This is a genomic window from Paenibacillus sp. PvP094 (assembly GCF_040546835.1).
Classification (GTDB): domain Bacteria; phylum Bacillota; class Bacilli; order Paenibacillales; family Paenibacillaceae; genus Paenibacillus; species Paenibacillus illinoisensis.
The window spans coordinates 1,480,454-1,499,303 of the sequence record NZ_JBEPOM010000001.1 but is presented as its reverse complement, the minus strand read 5'-3'; the positions used below and the strand labels follow the sequence as shown (position 1 = coordinate 1,499,303).

Genomic DNA, 18,850 nt, shown 5'->3' with positions numbered 1-18,850 from the left:
ATGACGGGAGACTGTAATGATGCAATCGCTGTATGGAGTATGGCTTGGTGACGTATTTTTTTGTTTTTCCGGTGAAACATCGGAGCCGCGTGTGGATGCGTGGACTCACGTGGTAAGGAGGCTGAATTTTGGCGACGGAGGTCGTCTGTTTCAGCCTGCCGCTCTTCGCCTTGCGGAGCTGCGCTGGCCCAATCCGATGCGTAATGCTGCGGAAGCCAAGAGTACGAAGCGGCGCCAATTGCTTGGACGGACGCTGGAAGGGCTTGCGATCTCGCCCAAAGATACATTTAAACTGCTGCTTCATTGGGATGACAGCATATTGAAGGCCGCAGGGATTCAGGCAGGTGAGGAGATTCGCTACTGGATAAAAGCAGCACAGTTCACACAGGAGCTGCTGCTGCGCGGAGAGATTGCTCCTTCTGCCGAATTTGCTGCTAAGACTGGGGCGCGGCGACGGACGGGACAAGAAACGCTGACAGGGGTATGGCGACCTCGTCTGTCTCAGGAAGCAGATGTGGAACGTTTCCGCGAACTGGCGGAAGCCATGCCGCCAATCGGTTTGTCTGCACCTGGTGCATACGCTTCCTCCGAGCCGGAATCTCGGGAGGAGGCAGGGGCTGCTGTCCTGTTTTCATTCATGAGCGGCATGATTCATGCTGTCGTGACAGGAGAACTGGAAGGGATGGACAGTGACTTGTCAAGATACCGCACCCCGTTTCGGCGCGGATCTTCTCCTGCAGCCGAACTGTGGTGGAACAGCCTGATCTCGATGTTCCGTCCCGTGACTGTACAGGGGCCAACGGAGGAAATGGCAGAGCTGATCGAGACATTGCGAGAAGCAGGGGGCACAGGGATGCCGGTAATCGGCAGTGAGGAAACTGCCCCTGCTGAAGGGGAACTGAAGCTGGTGCTTCGGCTTGAACCGCCTCTTGGCGAGCATGAAACGTTGTGGGGCATCACCTTTTGGGCAGATAGTGCACAGGAGGCTGGGCTGAGATTGCCTGCACGAACCATTTGGGCTCATCCGGACCGGGACCTGGATCGGGGAAAGGTGCGCTACGTATCCGCAGCAGAGCAGCTGCTCATGGCCCTCGGTCATGCCAGTGAGCTGGCACCTGAACTGGAAATAGCACTGCTTCAACCTCGCCCGGAAGGGATAAAGTTGGAGCAGCAGTCCTTTTTTGAGTTTTTAACTCATGCGGTTCCGCGTCTACAGAAGGCAGGAATAACCGTACTTATGCCATCCCGCTGGAGTCGTGCGGGTCGGCGTAAAGCCGGGCTGCGTTTGCAGATGCTCAATCGTGGAACGGAACGGGCGCCTGGCGCTCCGAATGCTCTGGGAATGGAACAACTAGTTGCCTTCAAGGCGGAACCGATGCTGGACGGCAAACCTGTTACAGCGGAGGAGCTTGCTGCGTTAGCAGAAGCTTCGGTACCTTATGTGATGTTCCGCGGCGAATGGATCGAAGTCGACACGAAGGAGATTCGCCAGGTTCTGCGTTATATGAAAAAAGAAGAAGAACAATACATGCCTTTATCTGAATGGCTTCATCTGGCTGCAGAGGAAGGCGAGGATGCAGCCTGGAAGGGATTATCCGTCTTTGGTGCAGAATCCGAAGGCCTGCTCTCCTTCCTGCTGGACGGACAGGTGCTTCGCAGTATCGAACCGCGGCAAGTGCCCGCGGAGCTGCATGGGGAACTCCGGCCATATCAGGAGCGCGGCTATCAATGGTTGTCTGCGATGCGTGAGCTTGGCTTCGGAGTTTGCCTCGCGGATGATATGGGTCTCGGGAAGACGATTCAGGTGATCACGTGCCTGCTCGACTTGAAACATGAGGAACAGCAGGCAGCGGTGGAAGAAGCACGTGAAAATGAAATGTATGGTTCAGGTGATCCATCGGAGTCTGGCGAGATTGTACCTGCAGAGGCAGTCAACTTGCCAGCACTCATCGTCTGTCCCACCTCTCTGCTTGGCAACTGGCAGCGTGAGCTCAAACGATTCGCGCCAAATCTGTCTCTGTACATCCATCATGGGGGACAGCGGCTTCATGGCAGTGCGTTTCAGGCCGAGGCACAGGCACATGATATCGTGCTGACGACCTATCATTTGGCTGGCCGGGACGGACCTGACCTTGCATCATTGCACTGGTCAACCGTGGTCCTTGATGAAGCGCAGTATATCAAAAACTATCGTACCAAGCAGGCACAGAGCGTGATGCGCTTATCGGCGCCTCACCGGATTGCGATGACCGGTACACCGGTCGAAAACCGTTTGAGTGAGCTGTGGTCCATTTTCCAATTCCTCAATCCTGGATATCTTGGAACGGCTTCATCGTTCCGCCAGCGATACACCGGAATGGGGACATCCGAAGAAAACAGCACGTCCCTGCGGGAGCTTCACCGGCTTGTTTCGCCGTTCATGCTGCGTAGGCTCAAAAGCGATCCGGACATCCGCAAGGATCTGCCGGAGAAGCTGGAGCTGAAATCATACTGCTCACTGACACCGGAGCAGACGATCCTATATCAACGTGTGGTCGATGACCTAATGGGTGGACTGGATGGCAGAAACGGCATTGCCCGCAAAGGGATTGTATTATCGTCGCTCACCAAACTGAAGCAAATCTGCGACCATCCGGTACTGGCAGACAGCAGCCGCAAGGATCATGCGAAAGTGGAGGCATCCGGCAAAATGGAACGCTTGCTGGAATTGGTTGATGCGATCCGTGACAACGGGGAATCGGCACTCATTTTCACTCAATATGTGGCAATGGGCGAGCTGTTGGTATCGCGCCTTACGCAGCGTTATGAGGAAGAACCGTATTTCCTGCACGGCGGCGTGTCCAAGGCACAGAGGGACGAGATGGTGGAGACATTCCAAAAGGGCGAGGGCCCATCACTATTCGTTCTATCCCTCCGGGCTGGTGGGGTAGGTCTGAATCTGACGCGTGCCAGCCATGTCATCCACTATGATCGCTGGTGGAATCCCGCGGTGGAGAATCAGGCAACGGACCGGGTGTTCCGAATTGGGCAGAACCGCAATGTGCAGGTTCACAAGTTGATCTGCCAGGGTACGCTGGAGGAACGCATAGATGAGTTAATCGAGAGCAAGAAGGCACTTTCCGAACAGGTGGTTGGCTCCGGGGAGAACTGGCTGACCGAAATGTCTGATGATGAATTGCGTGGGCTGATCTCGCTACAGGGTGAGACGTGGTTATAAGCTTGACAAGTATATTGGTGGGCGATCATATGAGAAGGGGGAAGGTTATGAGCGAAAAGTGGAATGTGGAGCTGCATATGTCCCCCGGTGGATGGACAGCGGGGATAAGTCAAGCTGCTGAGGCGCGTCAGAACGCATCAGCAGCCGCGGAGCAGGCTGGAACAGATGCCAGCCTGTTCACGGTAACAGGTACGCTGCCGCAGCTCAGCGAAGATGCTTGCGAGGCCGTGCTGGCCCAGCTGCGCAATCGGCCGCTGGCCCTGTACGCGCTGCTTCGCGGCGGCCCTGCCCCGGCGGAGCTCGCGGGGCTGCTGCCTGCTGCGCCGGCCGCTGCGGCATGCACCTGCGGCCGCGCAGACTGCGCGCATGCTGCGGCTGCGGAGCACGCCGTCGCCGCGCGCTTCGCGGCCGAGCCGCTGCTGCAGCTGGCGCACGCCGGCCTGCCGCGCGAAGCGCTGCTTGCCGGCGTGCTTGGATCATGGGCAGAGGAACTGGCCCATGATCCAAGCGGCGCGGGCCGCGCAGCGGAAACGGCGGGCCGCCCGCAGGCACGGGGCGGCGAAGGCGGCGCAGCCGTCGGCGAGTGGATCGCCGAGGCTGCCGCAGACGGTGCCATGCACCAGCCAGGCCCCGGCTTCGGCGCGGTGCAGGTGCGGCTGGCGCAGCCGGGCAAGCCCCCGGCAACGCCGGAACTGGCCGCGCTGCTGCCGGGAGTACCCGTGGCAGCAGGTCTGACCATGATTCGCGAGCGTGTAGCTGCGCGGATCTGGCAGGCTGTCCAGAAGAAGAAGGACAGCCCGGCAACCAAATCATAACAGGCATGAAGCGGGGGAGATCTTGGATCACCCTCGCTTATTTGTCTGTGTGAGATGGCCTTATGGCGAGCATGGTTGGAAAGGATATCAATCCTGACTTTAATCTGGATCTGCTGATTAAACGTTGGGATGATGCCCTAAAAGTCCGAAAAATGGCCGTATATGCCGTGCGCCCCTTTTCACATGAAGGCTATTCCCTGCCAGTAAGCTTGGAGCGGTGGAGCTCCACTGCAATTTGATGTATACTGTCGCAGGGGATGAAATGCCCCGAAGCGTATTTTATTTTTTTAATGATTATATTGCGATAGGAGTTTTTTAGATGAAATCACGACCAGGAAGACAGCGCCATATGGCGGTATTACTGTCCTCGCTTATGATATGCGGAGCATTGCTGTCCGCCTGCCAGGATGGCTCGGGATCAGAGGAAAATCAGAATCTGAATGCGGCAGGCGGTACACAGCAGGAAGCAGACGGAACGACGGTGCATTTTACCGAGGACACTGGAGATGACGGCGACAAGACAGACGGCAGCGGGACAGATCAGCCATCCTCTGGTGAGAACGGGGATTCCGGCAATGCTTCTGCGGATGAAGAGCAGGACTCTTCAGATGCTGGGAATGGGACAGCTGCGGATGATCCTCTGATGGAGAAGCGAAGCATCAGTGCGATGCAAAATACGATTGACAGCCAATCTGTTGTTACCAATGAGGAGTCCATGACGGTCATTGTGAACAAGCAGCGCAGTCTGCCCGAAGGCTATGAGCCAAGCGATCTGGTAGAGCCGAATGTGCCATTTTCCTTCGATGGCCCTCACGAGAAGCGCCACATGCGGAAGGAAGCTGCAGAGGCGCTGGAGAAGCTGTTTGCAGGAGCTGAGGCGGACGGGATCGAGCTGCGTGCGGTGTCTGGATACCGTTCATATGAACGCCAGGTTTCCATCTACAACAACAATGTGCAGACCAAAGGACAAGAATATACAGATCGTGTGAGCTCTAAGCCAGGCAGAAGTGAACATCAGACGGGTCTTGCGATCGACGTATCCAGCCCGAGTGTAGGTAATGCCCTGGAAGAAGTGTTTGGTACCTCCAAAGAAGGCGAGTGGCTGGCAGAACATGCTGCAGACTATGGCTTCGTTATTCGCTATCTTAAGGGTGAGGAAGATATCACGGGTTACGTCTACGAGCCTTGGCACATCCGGTATGTCGGAACCGATCTGGCTCCGGACATTGTGAAGAGCGGGTTGACCCTTGAAGAATACTTTGATGAGGCCAATATTAAACTGTAAGCCGAATATGCAGCATATTTAGATTTGTGCTTGAATGCCTAAATAAAACAAAAGTCCTGTAAACGTGGCTGGTTGCATAGCAGCTGGTTACGTACACGGGACTTTTTTTCGTGCCTCTATAACTTCCGATTACCTAATTTCTGGTACCCAGATTGAGCCCGGACTGTTATAATGCAGAGATTATTCAGGAATATGACAAGCAGAGCGAGGGAGGACCCAATGAGTAAACAGCAGATTTTTACCGGTTCCCCATGGGAACCGCTTGTGGGCTATTGCCGGGCTATCCGAGTAGGGAATCGGATTGAGGTGGCAGGAACGACAGCCATGCAGGATGGCGTTGTAGTGGGAGCGGGTGATCCTTACGCCCAGACCAGATTTGTTTTGCAAACGATTGAGAAGGCGCTCAATGAACTGGGAGCAGACTTGTCGCATGTGATAAGAACCCGCATGTTTGTGACGGATATCTCCCGCTGGGAGGAAGTAGGCAAGGCCCATGGCGAATTCTTTGGGCAGATCCAGCCTGTAGCCACTATGGTTGAGGTGAGTGCACTCATTGATCCCCTGTTAATGGTTGAGATTGAAGTTGAAGCCATTATTGAAAGTGATCCAGAAGCCGAATAAACAAAGGCTACATAGCAAGAACGGAAAATAACCTTATCCCATGTCTGTAAAAGAACAGATCGGGTAAGGTTATTTTTTGCAATGGGAACGTTATAGGTTTAATCGGTCTAATTTAATAAACCTGTGACAACTCCTGCTTATTGAAACGGCACAATCTCTGCACCCGAAGTATCCACGACCACTTTCCAGGCATTTCCGATCGGAGGCAGGCTGCGAGTCAGCATCGGACTATAGAATCCAATGACTTTCGCGTCTTTCGTCAGTTCCTCTGCTTTGATGGCCTCACCTTTTTGGTTGACCAGCTTGGTATCTTCCGAAATGTTGAGGATGACATGGTCAGGCGATGTTTCGGTCAAGCGAATGCCCGAAATCTCGATTTGAGTCCCTTGTTCTTTCGTAGTTCTTACATTTTCAATAGTACCCGAAGTACCCAGAACATCTTCCGATTTCGTAACGGATTCCTTAGCAACGGTATCCACAACAGTCACTTCGTAGGTCGGTGTTTGCGGTGGAAGACTCATGGTCATGATTGGTGCGTGCACAGCTTCTACGGTCATGCCAATGGTCAGATCAGTAAGTTCGATCTCCTTGCCATCTGCTGACTTGATGACTGTATCCTCGCCCAGATTAAGTACCAGACCCTCGGTACCTGTACCCCCGATATGAATGGATGGATACTTCGTATCCGGGTTCATGCCAGTAATGACACCACGCTCCGTAACTTCTTTCACGTCCTCTTCATTTGTAATTGTGACTTGGTTACCCGTTGTATTTACTTGGGTATGTAGTACCTTTTCTGCAAAAGAGGCGGGTACAAACATTTTACCATCGGTGATTTGAGGGGCAGTTCCCAGTGTAAGCAGCATTTTATTGATGGAATACTGATCCTTGTCTGCCATGACCAGTGTCCAAAGGTTACCTTTTGTCAGCTCAGCCGACTTGTTCTCTTTGTTCCACTTCAACTCAATACCCAGTGCATCCGTGAGATCACGCAGTGCGATCATGGCTTCCTTGCCATCCTTATTCCAATAGCCATCAGCTATCGCTGTGCCGTTCACGGACACTTTTACAGCTTCAGACAATGAATGATCTACAGTTACGGAAGTTTGATTCCCGGACAGTGTAGTGTCCAGTGTTGCTGCGTATGCTGCACCTCCGCTTAGGGCCAAGGAGAGGACCATTAGGGCACTTACTTTTTTCATGTTGTTGTTCATTGTTGTTCATCCCTTCTAATCTTGGTTATATCGCGGTAAACTCCTAATTAGGGCCGCGCTTATTCTTATAGACGGGACAACTTGGTAAATTGTTGCACCTGAATGCTCGGTCATGTGAGTGGCGTGTCAGCTCATTATTTGCAACATGTGGCAATTTGCAGGTTACAGGCAGCGGGATACGGTTAAATTTCAGGTGAGTGGTACAACCTGTGGTCCGCTTCCTGTTCGCTTCGTTGTTTGAAAAAGAGCAGCATCACATTCAATGAGGAGAGGAATGGATTAAATGAGCGATATGTTGGTAGCACTCTACGATTTACCGGAGCAGGAGAGTGGTTTGAAAAAACTGGAGCAATCCTCCATCGTCATCCGAAGAGCCATCGCCCCGGAGAAGCAGCTCGTGCTGGATTGGGTTGGATTGCATTTTAGCCAGCCTTGGGTAGATGAGTGTGATGTATCCTTTGCACGCCAGCCCGTATCCTGTTATATTGCCCTCGAACATGGAAAAATGATAGGCTTCGCCTGTTACGAAGCGACATGCCGCAACTTTTTCGGCCCAACAGGGGTGAATCAGGATGCTCGGGGCAAAGGTGTGGGTACAGCGTTGCTGCTCGCTTGCATGCACGCCATGAAGGCAGATGGATATGGCTATGCGATCATTGGATCGGCAGGGCCAGTGGATTTTTATGCCCGGACACTGGGTGCCGTGAAGATCGAAAATTCTACACCGGGTATTTACAGAGGCATGCTGCGGGCAGACTAGAGAGATCATGAAGCTTCCGGAAAAAGGGAAGGGAGGACGAAGATGAGTACAAGCAAAATGCTGCACATCGGAATGATCGGCACCGGATCCATCTCGGATCTGCATATGAGGTGCTATGCCAAAAACGAGAATGCTGTCATCTATGCCATCTGTGATCTGAACGAACAGCGCGCAACAGCTGCGGCTCAGAAATATGATGCACAGTCCGTCTACACCGATTATAGGGAAATGCTAAAGGACCCGCACGTGGATGCAGTCAGCATCTGTACATGGAACAATACGCATGCCGAATTTGCCATCGCGGCACTGGAGGCGGGCAAGCATGTGCTGCTGGAGAAGCCTGTGGCAACGAATGTGGAAGATGCCTTACGAATCGAGGAGGCCGTGAAGAAAAGCGGCTGTACCTTCATCGTTGGATTTGTGCGGCGCTTCGACAACAATATGCAGATGCTGCGGAAATTTATCGATGCAGGGGAGTTTGGTCAATTGTATTATGCCAAGGCATCCATACTTCGCCGTCTGGGCAATCCCGGAGGCTGGTTCGCGGACAAGAACCGCTCTGGTGGAGGTCCTCTTATTGATCTGGGCGTACATATCATCGACCAATGCTGGTACCTCATGGGCCGGCCGAAACCTGTTTCGGTAAGTGGGAACACCTATCGGAAGCTGGGCAATCGTGCTCATATCGAAGACCTTTCTTTCTACAAGGCAGCAGATTACAGTTCCGCCGTGAATAACGTAGAAGATATGGCAAACGCACTGATTCGCTTCGAGAATGGAGCTTCGCTCGCAGTGGATGTGAGCTTTACCTTGCATGCTCGCGGGGAGGAATCCTATGTCAAATTGTACGGTGAACGCGGAGGCTTTGAACTTGAACCTGAGACACTGATTGTTACGGAAAAACACAACACAATCCTGAATATCGAGCCGCAAACAGATCATACAGGGCTGCATATTCATAGTGCATTCCAGAATCAGATTGATCACTTTGTGGACTGCTGCTTAAACGGGACCGGACCGATCAGCCCGATTGCGGACGGGGTAGCTTCGACCAGGATGTTATGTGGAATCTATGAGTCTGCTGAGAAAGGGCAGGAGATTCGTCTGGATTAATTTTATCGCAGCGTTTGATGGAGTGTTCCGATCACACAAAAGCATGCGGGTCCGCATCGTGCGGCATCGCATGCTTTTGACTGTGTCATTTGTTCATTGGAGAGTTCTCATACCCGGGGTCATCGTAGTCCGTATCCTGCAGCCTTGGCAGCACATTCATGCTCTCAATCGCTTGCCGGGTATCAGGAGTTCCGTGGTCGTACAGGAAACTGTACAGCAATGTCATACCATCCGAGAATTGTTCGGTTGCTTCGTCATGATCTGCTGATTTGTAGGGTACAGGCGCGCGCTGCAGCGTATAGGCATCGTCGTCCTCCAGCACTTTCATCAAGTCTTTCAGCCGATTTAACTGTTCATCATCCACCACAACTTCAAATGGTGTTGATTCATTCTGAGTCTGTTCAATGAGGTTATGGGTTACGGATACAAAATAATGCGTTTTACGGTCCTGCATAATCCAACCTCCATTCTAAAATGGAAAAAAGACGCTTCTACTGTTAATAAACAGCAGTAAGCGCCCTGAAACGAGCACAGCCGTTCACCCGTGCCTATTCATGAGACTGCTCGATTACAATTCCCCATCCATTCCCTTTGCCTTCCAACCGACCCTGTTCGAAAAAATCAATCCCGTCTACAGTAATGCAAACGGCATGACATGAAAAAACCTATCCACCAATATACCATTGTGGATAGGCTTTGCCGCCAATCTGGCATTTTATATAGATTCATGCCTTCTAGGTGCTGCTTATCGTCCTGCCCGTCCAGTTACAGGCACCTCGCGTGTTCCAGCTTCCATGGATCCTGAACACAGGGGGCATGGAGGCGGTCCGACTGCTGCCCGTTTAGCTGCTTTTGCAGAAGGTACGGCGGGTTTCTGACGAAGCCATGCCTTACAGGTAGATGAACTGCATTTCCAGATCGCTACCGTCTCTGTGCGTTCAGAACGTCCTGAGGACGATGATCCTGAACCGGATGAAGCTGGGGCAACCTGACTTCCCTGATGAATACCTGTCGTGCTGAACGCCTTATGATTGCGAATTTGTCCACTGCCACGACGTTCACTGAGGCGATCCTCGTCACGTTCGTTGTGCACGTCATGGTCACGATCACTGTAGCTGATTGCACGACGATGTACCACATCCCGGCCCTCGGAACGAGTACCAGAGCGGGCAGATTGTCCATTGCCTTTGCCATATGAAGCTGAATGGCCTGTTCGGCTATCGTCGCGCTCTTTACGTTTGTCTGGAACCTCAAGCCCGAAGGCTTCGAGCAAAAAGCGGGATACGTCTGCCGGTTTCCCGTGATGACTGGCCGGAGAAGTGACGTATAAGTACTTCTTCGCCCTTGTAATCGCAACATAAGCGAGCCGTCGTTCTTCTTCCAGAGCCATATCCAGCTCCGTATCGGTCTGTTGAACTGCAAGAGCTGCCTTTTGATCTTCAGGGATATCCTGCCGCAGGGCTGTACTGTGAGGCACAATGCCCTCGCTGGCACCGATCCAGTATACGCATGGGAATTCAAGTCCCTTGGCCCGGTGTATGGTCATCAGCTGCACTGCATCGCTGTCTTGGGAGCGGCGCAGGGATTCCATTTCACGGTGTCTGCGGGAGAGCTCATCGGCAAACGCTATAAACTCTTCTACCGTTTCGAACTTTTTGGCTGCAGCTTCGAATTCGTCCAGTGTCTCCAGCATCGTTTCCTTGTAGTGGGTGAAGATGCTGGGATCGCCGCTTTCCATATATTTGTCATAAAACTGGCGACGCATTTCCTGGATGGCGATGACCGGTTTCATTTTGTGCAGCGACTTGATCAGCTTGATGCGTTCCTTGACCTGTTCCTGCTGGAAGGGCTTTAGCTTGTCCCATTTGGCCAGATGGATCAGCGGATACTTTTTGGCTTGCTGCTGTTCGCTGCGCTGAATCCACTCGAGCCCGGCATCACGGGATACGTACAGTGGTCCAAGTGCACTTGGGAGAGCATCTACAGCGCGTGGATTGAGGGAAAGGCGCATATGATCCATCAGGGGCCTGATGAGGGACTGGTCGTAGAATACCGGGGAAGCCCCATGCTGAACAAACGGAACATCTTTCAATACCAGCTGCTCAAATACGGCCCGGCTGCTGCTGGCTGTTCGGTGCAGGATCGCAATATCGCGATAGGTGTGCAATCCTTCCTCAACCTGCTGACAGATCTGGTTCACGACCCAGGCTGCTTCCTCCTCTGCGTTCGAAGGCGTGGCGAAGCGTGGCGCGTCTCCGCGGTGACCGGCTGCACGCAGCCGCTTATCCCGTCTTCGCTTGTTGCGGGCCACCAGTTCACTGCCAAGTCCGAGGATGCGTGCATCACTGCGGTAATTAATATCCAGCGTCACGATGCGTGCCCCGGGGTAAACTTTATCGAATTCAAGAATAGATTCCTGGCGCGCTCCATTGAACGTATAGATCGTCTGGTCGTCGTCACCCACAACCATCAGGTTGCGATGGGCCGAAGCGAGCTTTTGCACAATTTCATATTGCAGTTTATTCGTATCCTGGAACTCATCGACCATAATGTACTGAAAACGCTGCTGAAGCGGCTTCAGCACGGCGGGATCACGAAGCAGGGAAGCAGCCCGCAGCAAGATATCGTCAAAATCCATCTTGTTACGCTCTCGTTTCCAGTTCTCGTAACCGAGGAGGACCCGTTTGGCATCACGTTCCTCCTGCGATTTATCAGGAAGGTCGGTTGTTTCGGAGCCCTGCATCTTCCATGCAGACAGCATGGACAGCAGACTTTCGGGTTGGAAGGCCTCACTCATGCCGTACTGCCGAAGAAGCATTTTGATAACGGTATGCTGGGCACGTGGTTCCCCAAAGATCTCTTCCTGCACGCCGTAATGACGCAGCAGTGTCAGGGCGAAGGAATGGAACGTGCGAGCCTGTACCGCTCGTGCGGCTGCTGGGCGAATACCTGGCAGTGATGCGATCCGGTCTTTCATCTCGGCAGCGGCCTTGTTGGTAAATGTCACGAGCAGGATACTGCCTGCATGAACGCCGCTGACTTCCATGAGATAACCGGCTCTGGCTGCCAGTACGGTCGTTTTGCCGCACCCGGCTCCGGCGAGAGTCAGCAGGGGACCTTTGCCGTGACGGACGGCTGATATTTGTGGCCCGTTCAGACGGATGCCTGCCTCTTCCAGTGAGCGGAAATAAGGCGCATCCTGATGATCATCGCCCACGAGCTGCCGACTGGTCTCCAGTGGAGCAGACGGGGACTGGGGCAGGGATGCCGCCGGAGTGACACCGAGCGGACGGGCGTAGAACGTTGAGTTCGGACTTAACATGTTTCATCCACCTCTGTATGCATTCAGGGATAGGACTATCCCGCTTAAAAGTAAACCATTTGCCCTTTTCACAATCACAATGTAAATTGGTATGATAGAGTTAGTCGCCTACATCGGCGGTTATGTCGGGCCAAAGCTTCATTATACCCGAACGTATGGTCCTGACGAAAGCCCCCGAATTCATCCAGCATCGGCAGAAAACGGGCACTCACGCGCGTATGCGCAACTTTTTGGCATGATATCGTATAAGTTATATACTATGAAAATTAAAAATTAAAGAACAAATTGCAGTTGAACCCGAAGGGTTCAACGTCTGACGGGACAGAGGAGGAGATGTCATGAAATTGCTTCAACGAATCAAGAACGGAGCGAACAAAGCAACGGAGCGTGCACAGCATGCTGTTGAAATTGGGAAAATAAACAATCAAATCGTGGGCTTGCAGCAGGAACAGGAAGTCCATTTTACAGATATGGGTCGCATCTTCTATGAGGGTTACCGTGCACAGGATATGACGCGCGCCGAAAAAGAAATGGTTGATCTGTCACACCTGTGCGATGAACTGCAGGATGAAATTGATGGTTTGCGCAGCAAAATTGCCGAACTCAAAAATGAGCGGTTGTGCGAATGCGGGCACGTTGCTTCACTGGATGCGAATTTCTGTCCGAAATGCGGACGTAAACTGGGTGAATTCAAGTCTGCAGCATCAACTGCAGGTCCGGCATCTGTGCGACAAGAAGCGGCAGTGGCTCAAAGTGCGGAACGCCCTTTCTATGAGGAAACGACAACAATTCAAGATGAAGCGGATGAAACTGAACCTTATCATACGGTAATTCCGTCCATCGCAGATCTGGAGACCGAATCCGAATATAACAGTACCGAATTCACGCAGGAGGAGAAGGAGGCGTTTGATGCAGAATGGGAACGCCGCCGGGAAGAAGAGATGCTGCGTGAACGGGAAAGGCAGCAGGAACTCGATGAACGTATCCGTTACTGGAAAGAGAATAATCCGATCGTAAACACGGTTGACGTACAGACTGAAGTACCACGGGAGATGGTGAAATGCCAGATTTGTGCATCCGAGCTGCCCAAAGGCTCCAAATGGTGCCCGCGCTGTGGTGCGGAACAGATCTGATGCAGTAGGACCACTGCCACAGTAAGGTAGGGCAGTGTGGTTGCTGACAGCATGGGGGGACGGGAATATGGACCAACTGCTGCATCATCTGAATCATCTCGGGTTTACCGAGATGGAATCCAAAATTATGGTGGAACTCGCGCGCCAAGGTTCGGCCTCCGGCTATGAGGTTGCGAAGCGACTGGGCGTGTCCCGTTCCAATGTATATTCCACCTTGCAGAGGCTCTCGCAACGCGGATTTCTGCGCTGCAGTGCCGGAGAACCTGCGAAATACAGTGTACTGAAGCCCGAGGAGATGACTCAAATGATCTCCGGGCAGATGCGTGCTTCTCTTGAGTATGTACAGAGCAGCATGCCACAGCATGAACCTGAGAAACCGGTCTTTTACAATATCGAAGGGGACAAAAATGTATTCGATAACCTGAGCCGTGAGCTGGCAGAGGCCAAACATGAGATTGTCGTGGACATTTGGCGTGAGGAAGCCGAATTGCTGCATGATCTCCTGAAAAAGGCAGAGGATCGGGGTGTTAGGCTGTTATGGTCATGTGATGGTGGCGAGGGGATCTTGGATCAGCCTGCACCGTGGCCTGGGCATCCTCTGTACGGTAAAGGAAACGGGAGAAAGTTCTCTATTGTCGTTGATCGGCGCTGGTGCATGCTGGGGATGCGTGGGGAATCCTGTGCAACTCAGGCTGTTGTAACAGAACATCCCGTCATGACAGGTTTGCTGCTGAATCATTTTGCGCAGGAATTGGTACTGTACGAATTGGAACAGGATATGGGTGAAGAACTAGAGTCCCGCTATGGACGCCGTTTTGAACAGCTGTCCGCACGTTATTGGTCTGTTCCTGCGGCAGGAGATCAGGGCTGAGCATAGGATGCTGAGGATCTCACCTGGTTCGCTGGAACAGAGCAAATATCCGAACAATCGAAGACTATAACAGAGCAGGCGCTGCCATGAAGGCAGACGCCTGTTTTGTGTTTTGAAGTAAATCAGTGATGTTCATCACGGCACCGCTGTCCTGTTGAGTTAGAGTTAAGGTATGAAGTCATACCAATTTTGAGAAACTGGAGTTATAAGTACAAGACTCGATTTTGAGTAAATGATGAATCAGCCTTTGGGCACGTCATATAGAGCTTCGAGTACGCCAATATAATACTCTGTCCCATGGGGCACGAACTCCGAAGCATGGATTGTGCGAGTATGACGTCCCGGAGTGAGAGACGAAGAATCCAGGGTAGAAGTCTGTTCCGCATGTACTCCAGTGGCCTGAATCGTATCCGTTTCCCCACGAAACAAGGCGAGCAGATCATGCAGTGGTGCTTCATATAGGCTGTGCACTTCACTGGCCTGCAGGGTGTAAGCCTCGAGTGGCTGGTTGAGACATAGGCCGTATACCGAGCTGAATTCCCGGTCCATAAATGGTACACCTCGAACCTCGCCTTGCAGCTGCTGCTTGGCAGTGAGCAGGTAAGACAGGGATTTAAAAGGAGCATGTACGCCGAGTTCTTCCTCCAGTTCTCGACTTGCCTCCTCAAGCTGCTCACCCGCAGTGAGATGTCCCGCTGCTGTAATGTCGTAACAACCCGGGAAGGTATCCTTGATATCACGGCGACGCTGAAAAAGAACCATACGCTGATGACCATCGTCACGCACGATCCAGCAGTGGAATGATCGGTGCCAATAGCCTTTGGCATGCACCACACTGCGAAGCTCTGTGCCAATCCAATTTTGCTGATCATCATAAATGTCGAAACGTTCTGGGGTCATGATACGTATCTCCTTATATAGCAAGTTTTAAAGTTCAAAATTTCACAAAGTATTTTTTTAAATGAAAGGGGAACGAACGTATGGAATGCATTGTACACTTTCAGGTTATCTATCCGCAACCACAGGAACGTAAAAGTCTAAGAGGACTTATTTTTGTCGGGCAAGGTCAGGAACCGGCCAACAACCAGCTGACGACCATGTTTAAGGATATGGGATTCAATGTACTTCTCGAAGATGAAGCGCAATTGCTGTTTAAACCAGTTGATGCTTCGGCAAACTTTGAATATATTCGGGTAACCGAACTCGATACCGGGGAAGAAGTATACAAGGAAGATAAGGATCTGAAGTCGATTCTGGAGCATCTGCTGCCGCGCCGATTCTAGTCCATAAGGAATGTAATAAGAGAGTATAGGTTTCAGCAGCTTTCATTGCTCATGGTTATCATGAAAAAAAGGCCCCACCTCCATCCAGGGTGAGACCTTTCATGTCGAGCGATTTCCTTACATAAAAAGGGTGAAACAGGAGTTAAACTGTTGACTAAGCGGGAGCGCCGCTGCCTTCCGCCTCCAGCTCTGAAGTACAGTGTGAACAGCGGGTAGCTGCAGCCGGTATTTCGGATAGACAGTACTTGCAGGCCTTGGTTGTTTTTTTCGGCTCGGGCTTTTTGTGCTCTTTGCTTTTAATATAATTGACGCCCTTGACGAGCATGAAAATGCAAAATGCAACAATGAGGAAATCAATGAGTATGTTGATAAATTGACCGTAGGCGATGACTGTAGCGCCTGCCTCATTGGCTTGAGCCAATGTTGTGATTTTCTCCCCGCTGGCGGTTCTCATATCCCCATCCAGATTAAAGATTTTCTGACTGAAATCAATGCCACCAAGCAGCTTTCCGACAGGGGGCATGATGATATCATTCACGAGGGACGTGACGATTTTACCAAAAGCAGCCCCGATGATGACACCGACTGCCAGGTCAATCACGTTGCCGCGTACGGCGAATTCCTTAAACTCCTTAAGTATGCCTTTCATCTCTGCAATCTCCTTTAACCAATAAATTCATAGTGTAGGCCGCGCATCCGTTATCATATTGTACAAAAAAATCACGCTCCAATCACCCCCTGTCTACAGATTAAGACATGTTTTCACAATTTCCATGAAAATACTTCTTTATTTCACGCCGCCGATTCGGTATACTTCTAACATTGTCAGTTACGTTTACACTTTTATATTCAGGTTCGCGATCATATATTGTAACGAATCTTGGAGTCAAAAATGAATTAAATATGCCGTTACTCGTATATGTGCAGGAATAGGCCTGCATGTCTCTACCCGATCACCGGAATGATCGGACTACGGGAAAGATCTGCATGATCGCTATGGTTGGGCTACCTTTTCAGATAATGACTGAAGATGTAAGCCTATGGGGTTCCCCATATATGGATGTCCATTATATCCATGCGTATATGCAGTATTCGATACGGCTTGTCCTGATAAGTACAAGCCCGTCTTTTCCCGTCTCCGGTTTTTCCGCAGCGTGTGAAAAGGCGGGCTTTTTGCTTTTTTACCGTCGGAGATGGACATGCTGGCTGCCTGTATAGAGGGCACACAGGGGGAAGAATCACGATGCAATTGTTAAAAGACAAAGTAAGACAGGAAGGAATCGTCCTGTCTGAGCAAGTACTCAAAGTGGATTCATTCCTGAATCACCAGATGGACCCGGTTCTCATGAAGGAAGTGGGCAAGGAATTCATCCGCCGGTTCGACGGAGAGAACATTACGCGGGTGCTTACCATTGAATCGTCCGGGATTGCACCGGGCATCATGACTGCACTGGAACTGAATGTGCCGCTGATTTTTGCACGGAAGCAGAAATCGCTCACACTAACAGAAGACATTCTGGTTGAGAAGGTGTACTCATTCACCAAGCAGGAAACGAATGAAATTACGGTAGCCAAGAAGTTCATGCAGCCTGGCGATCGTGTGCTGATCATTGATGATTTTCTGGCGAATGGTGAGGCGGCCTTTGGTCTGGCGCGCATCGTTGAGCAGGTCGGAGCTGAAGTGGTCGGTATCGGTATTGTCATAGAGAAGGCATTCCAGCCGGGAGGCCGCTTGCTGCAAGAAGCTGGATACCGTGTGGAATCGCTGGTTCGCATTGGGGCCCTGTCGGATGGACAGGTCACATTTGCGGATGAGGAGGGCTCAAACTAATATGGCACGCGAGCGAATTTTCCAGCGGCACCGGCATCCTATCAAAACGTTCTCGCTTGGTCTGCAGCATGTCCTTGCGATGTACGCGGGAGCGGTAGTCGTACCACTTATCGTTAGTAATGCACTAGGCTTCACTCAGGAACAGCTGACGTATTTGATTGCCATTGACCTGCTGGCTTGCGGTGTGGCAACGCTGCTGCAGGTATGGGGTAATCGTTATTTTGGAGTTGGGCTGCCCGTTATGCTCGGCTGTGCGTTCCAAGCGGTATCTCCAATGATCTTGATTGGTCTGAACAGCGGGGTGTCTGCCATTTACGGGGCGGTCATTGCGTCAGGGATTTTTGTAGTGTTATTCTCGGGGCTGTTCGGCAAACTGATCCGTCTGTTTCCGCCGGTTGTGACAGGTTCGGTCGTGACCATTATTGGTCTGACACTGATTCCTGTAGCATTCAGAGATCTGGGAGGCGGTCAGGGATCGGAAGACTTCGGAAGCGGGACGAATCTGCTACTCGGCTTCGGTGTATTGGTGTTTATTATTCTTATGACTCGTTTCACGAAAGGATTTATCCGTTCAATCGCCGTTCTGGTTGGTCTTCTTGCCGGTACGGTATCAGCCGGGTTTATGGGCGAGGTTAATTTTGCCCCGATTCGTGAAGCAAGCTGGTTCCATATGGTGAAGCCATTTTACTTTGGTACGCCAACGTTTGAGATTGTTCCTATCTTGACGATGATTCTGGTGGCCATTGTGAGCGTAGCTGAATCGACAGGCGTATTTATGGCTCTCGGCAAAATATTGGATAAGGATCTGTCCTCTAAAGATTTGGCCCGGGGGTATCGAGCGGAAGGGCTCGCAATCGTACTTGGAGGGATTTTTAACTCTTTCCCATATACCACCTATTCACAAAATGTAGGGCTTGTACAGATGACCCGTGTTAAAACTCGGGATGTCATCGTGGTAGCAGGCGGCTTGCTGGTCGTGATCGGATTCGTACCGAAAATTGCAGCACTTGCACAGCTTGTACCCGGTTCTGTATTGGGCGGAGCGATGGTTGCGCTGTTCGGGATGGTTGTTTCATCCGGTATTCGCATCATTGGCAGCCAGGTCGATCTGAATCGGCATGAGAACCTGTTTATTATCGCTTGTTCCGTAGGCATGGGCTTGGGTGTCACGGTTGTGCCTGAGCTGTTCGCGGGTGCACCGGACTGGGCACAAATTATGCTGGGTAACGGAATCATTGCCGGCAGCTTTACCGCCATCTTTATGAATTTGCTGTTTAATGGCCTCGGAACCAGGGCGACAGCTGCGAAAATGGCTGAGAAGCAGGCAGATGTGATTCTTGGAGAGACAGAGAAATTAGCATAAATATGTAGATGTGGTTAGGTGG

Annotated in this window: 17 protein-coding genes and 1 riboswitch; of the genes, 12 read left to right on the top strand and 5 right to left on the bottom strand. The window is 51.7% G+C overall.

Features of this window, described 5'->3' with window-relative positions; all coding sequences use genetic code 11:
• The first annotated feature begins 16 nt into the window (after positions 1-16).
• The 5 genes from ABIC22_RS06955 (at position 17) to ABIC22_RS06935 (ending at position 5,938) form a co-directional block, all read left to right on the top strand.
• Entirely contained in the window at positions 17-3,217 is a 3,201-nt protein-coding gene (locus ABIC22_RS06955; RefSeq protein ID WP_354479636.1) for a DEAD/DEAH box helicase, read from the top strand.
• Between the two features lie 47 nt (positions 3,218-3,264).
• Positions 3,265-4,032: a hypothetical protein gene (locus ABIC22_RS06950; protein WP_354479633.1), complete on the top strand. Its 768-nt coding sequence runs from the start codon at positions 3,265-3,267 to the stop codon at positions 4,030-4,032.
• A 62-nt stretch (positions 4,033-4,094) separates the two neighbouring features.
• Positions 4,095-4,271: a hypothetical protein gene (locus ABIC22_RS06945; RefSeq protein ID WP_164764301.1), complete on the top strand. Its 177-nt coding sequence runs from the start codon at positions 4,095-4,097 to the stop codon at positions 4,269-4,271.
• Between the two features lie 80 nt (positions 4,272-4,351).
• Positions 4,352-5,317, top strand: coding sequence for a M15 family metallopeptidase (locus ABIC22_RS06940; protein WP_354479630.1), 966 nt, complete (start codon positions 4,352-4,354; stop codon positions 5,315-5,317).
• Positions 5,318-5,536: 219 nt separating this feature from the next.
• Positions 5,537-5,938, top strand: a complete 402-nt coding sequence (locus ABIC22_RS06935) for a RidA family protein (RefSeq protein WP_354479628.1) — start codon at positions 5,537-5,539, stop codon at positions 5,936-5,938.
• A gap of 137 nt (positions 5,939-6,075) precedes the next feature.
• On the opposite strand, the gene ABIC22_RS06930 is transcribed toward ABIC22_RS06935, so the two are convergent.
• Positions 6,076-7,152: a copper amine oxidase N-terminal domain-containing protein gene (locus ABIC22_RS06930; protein ID WP_354479625.1), complete on the bottom strand. Its 1,077-nt coding sequence runs from the start codon at positions 7,150-7,152 to the stop codon at positions 6,076-6,078.
• A 283-nt stretch (positions 7,153-7,435) separates the two neighbouring features.
• Between ABIC22_RS06930 and ABIC22_RS06925 the strand changes: the two genes are divergently transcribed.
• Complete coding sequence (locus ABIC22_RS06925) at positions 7,436-7,912, top strand: GNAT family N-acetyltransferase (protein ID WP_127539222.1); 477 nt, start codon at positions 7,436-7,438, stop codon at positions 7,910-7,912.
• 42 nt (positions 7,913-7,954) lie between these two features.
• Positions 7,955-9,025, top strand: a complete 1,071-nt coding sequence (locus ABIC22_RS06920; RefSeq protein WP_354479621.1) for a Gfo/Idh/MocA family protein — start codon at positions 7,955-7,957, stop codon at positions 9,023-9,025.
• Between the two features lie 85 nt (positions 9,026-9,110).
• Here ABIC22_RS06920 and ABIC22_RS06915 read toward each other — a convergent pair whose 3' ends face one another.
• Together ABIC22_RS06915 and ABIC22_RS06910 are read right to left on the bottom strand one after the other, a co-directional pair.
• Positions 9,111-9,479 carry a hypothetical protein gene (locus ABIC22_RS06915; RefSeq protein ID WP_127539224.1) on the bottom strand — a complete coding sequence of 123 codons (369 nt, stop codon included), beginning with the start codon at positions 9,477-9,479 and terminating at the stop codon, positions 9,111-9,113.
• A 291-nt stretch (positions 9,480-9,770) separates the two neighbouring features.
• Positions 9,771-12,347, bottom strand: coding sequence for a UvrD-helicase domain-containing protein (locus ABIC22_RS06910; protein WP_354479618.1), 2,577 nt, complete (start codon positions 12,345-12,347; stop codon positions 9,771-9,773).
• Between the two features lie 338 nt (positions 12,348-12,685).
• Between ABIC22_RS06910 and ABIC22_RS06905 the strand changes: the two genes are divergently transcribed.
• Positions 12,686-13,480 carry a zinc ribbon domain-containing protein gene (locus ABIC22_RS06905; RefSeq protein ID WP_154896613.1) on the top strand — a complete coding sequence of 265 codons (795 nt, stop codon included), beginning with the start codon at positions 12,686-12,688 and terminating at the stop codon, positions 13,478-13,480.
• A 67-nt stretch (positions 13,481-13,547) separates the two neighbouring features.
• The gene (locus tag ABIC22_RS06900; RefSeq protein ID WP_354479614.1) at positions 13,548-14,351 is read left to right on the top strand and encodes a TrmB family transcriptional regulator; all 804 of its coding nucleotides are present in this window, start codon (positions 13,548-13,550) and stop codon (positions 14,349-14,351) included.
• Between the two features lie 240 nt (positions 14,352-14,591).
• On the opposite strand, the gene ABIC22_RS06895 is transcribed toward ABIC22_RS06900, so the two are convergent.
• Positions 14,592-15,251, bottom strand: a complete 660-nt coding sequence (locus ABIC22_RS06895; protein ID WP_354479611.1) for an NUDIX hydrolase — start codon at positions 15,249-15,251, stop codon at positions 14,592-14,594.
• A gap of 80 nt (positions 15,252-15,331) precedes the next feature.
• Here ABIC22_RS06895 and ABIC22_RS06890 point away from each other — a divergent pair, with 80 nt between their 5' ends.
• The gene (locus ABIC22_RS06890) at positions 15,332-15,634 is read left to right on the top strand and encodes a hypothetical protein (protein ID WP_354479608.1); all 303 of its coding nucleotides are present in this window, start codon (positions 15,332-15,334) and stop codon (positions 15,632-15,634) included.
• 154 nt (positions 15,635-15,788) lie between these two features.
• Here ABIC22_RS06890 and mscL read toward each other — a convergent pair whose 3' ends face one another.
• Entirely contained in the window at positions 15,789-16,283 is a 495-nt protein-coding gene (mscL, locus tag ABIC22_RS06885) for a large conductance mechanosensitive channel protein MscL (protein ID WP_183525444.1), read from the bottom strand.
• 244 nt (positions 16,284-16,527) lie between these two features.
• A riboswitch (purine riboswitch) is annotated at positions 16,528-16,627 on the top strand.
• A 250-nt stretch (positions 16,628-16,877) separates the two neighbouring features.
• Here mscL and ABIC22_RS06880 point away from each other — a divergent pair.
• The gene (locus ABIC22_RS06880; protein WP_095291883.1) at positions 16,878-17,465 is read left to right on the top strand and encodes a xanthine phosphoribosyltransferase; all 588 of its coding nucleotides are present in this window, start codon (positions 16,878-16,880) and stop codon (positions 17,463-17,465) included.
• 1 nt (position 17,466) lies between these two features.
• Complete coding sequence (locus ABIC22_RS06875) at positions 17,467-18,828, top strand: nucleobase:cation symporter-2 family protein (protein WP_354479605.1); 1,362 nt, start codon at positions 17,467-17,469, stop codon at positions 18,826-18,828.
• Positions 18,829-18,850 lie beyond the last annotated feature (22 nt).

Excerpts from the sequence above, each read along its gene's own strand:
- ABIC22_RS06955 (WP_354479636.1), top strand. The coding sequence starts at position 17 with ATGATGCAATCGCTGTATGGAGTATGGCTTGGTGACGTATTTTTTTGT.
- ABIC22_RS06950 (WP_354479633.1), top strand. The coding sequence starts at position 3,265 with ATGAGCGAAAAGTGGAATGTGGAGCTGCATATGTCCCCCGGTGGATGG.
- ABIC22_RS06945 (WP_164764301.1), top strand. The coding sequence starts at position 4,095 with ATGGCGAGCATGGTTGGAAAGGATATCAATCCTGACTTTAATCTGGAT.
- ABIC22_RS06940 (WP_354479630.1), top strand. The coding sequence starts at position 4,352 with ATGAAATCACGACCAGGAAGACAGCGCCATATGGCGGTATTACTGTCC.
- ABIC22_RS06935 (WP_354479628.1), top strand. The coding sequence starts at position 5,537 with ATGAGTAAACAGCAGATTTTTACCGGTTCCCCATGGGAACCGCTTGTG.
- ABIC22_RS06930 (WP_354479625.1), bottom strand. The coding sequence starts at position 7,152 with ATGAACAACAACATGAAAAAAGTAAGTGCCCTAATGGTCCTCTCCTTG.
- ABIC22_RS06925 (WP_127539222.1), top strand. The coding sequence starts at position 7,436 with ATGAGCGATATGTTGGTAGCACTCTACGATTTACCGGAGCAGGAGAGT.
- ABIC22_RS06920 (WP_354479621.1), top strand. The coding sequence starts at position 7,955 with ATGAGTACAAGCAAAATGCTGCACATCGGAATGATCGGCACCGGATCC.
- ABIC22_RS06915 (WP_127539224.1), bottom strand. The coding sequence starts at position 9,479 with ATGCAGGACCGTAAAACGCATTATTTTGTATCCGTAACCCATAACCTC.
- ABIC22_RS06910 (WP_354479618.1), bottom strand. The coding sequence starts at position 12,347 with ATGTTAAGTCCGAACTCAACGTTCTACGCCCGTCCGCTCGGTGTCACT.
- ABIC22_RS06905 (WP_154896613.1), top strand. The coding sequence starts at position 12,686 with ATGAAATTGCTTCAACGAATCAAGAACGGAGCGAACAAAGCAACGGAG.
- ABIC22_RS06900 (WP_354479614.1), top strand. The coding sequence starts at position 13,548 with ATGGACCAACTGCTGCATCATCTGAATCATCTCGGGTTTACCGAGATG.
- ABIC22_RS06895 (WP_354479611.1), bottom strand. The coding sequence starts at position 15,251 with ATGACCCCAGAACGTTTCGACATTTATGATGATCAGCAAAATTGGATT.
- ABIC22_RS06890 (WP_354479608.1), top strand. The coding sequence starts at position 15,332 with ATGGAATGCATTGTACACTTTCAGGTTATCTATCCGCAACCACAGGAA.
- mscL (WP_183525444.1), bottom strand. The coding sequence starts at position 16,283 with ATGAAAGGCATACTTAAGGAGTTTAAGGAATTCGCCGTACGCGGCAAC.
- ABIC22_RS06880 (WP_095291883.1), top strand. The coding sequence starts at position 16,878 with ATGCAATTGTTAAAAGACAAAGTAAGACAGGAAGGAATCGTCCTGTCT.
- ABIC22_RS06875 (WP_354479605.1), top strand. The coding sequence starts at position 17,467 with ATGGCACGCGAGCGAATTTTCCAGCGGCACCGGCATCCTATCAAAACG.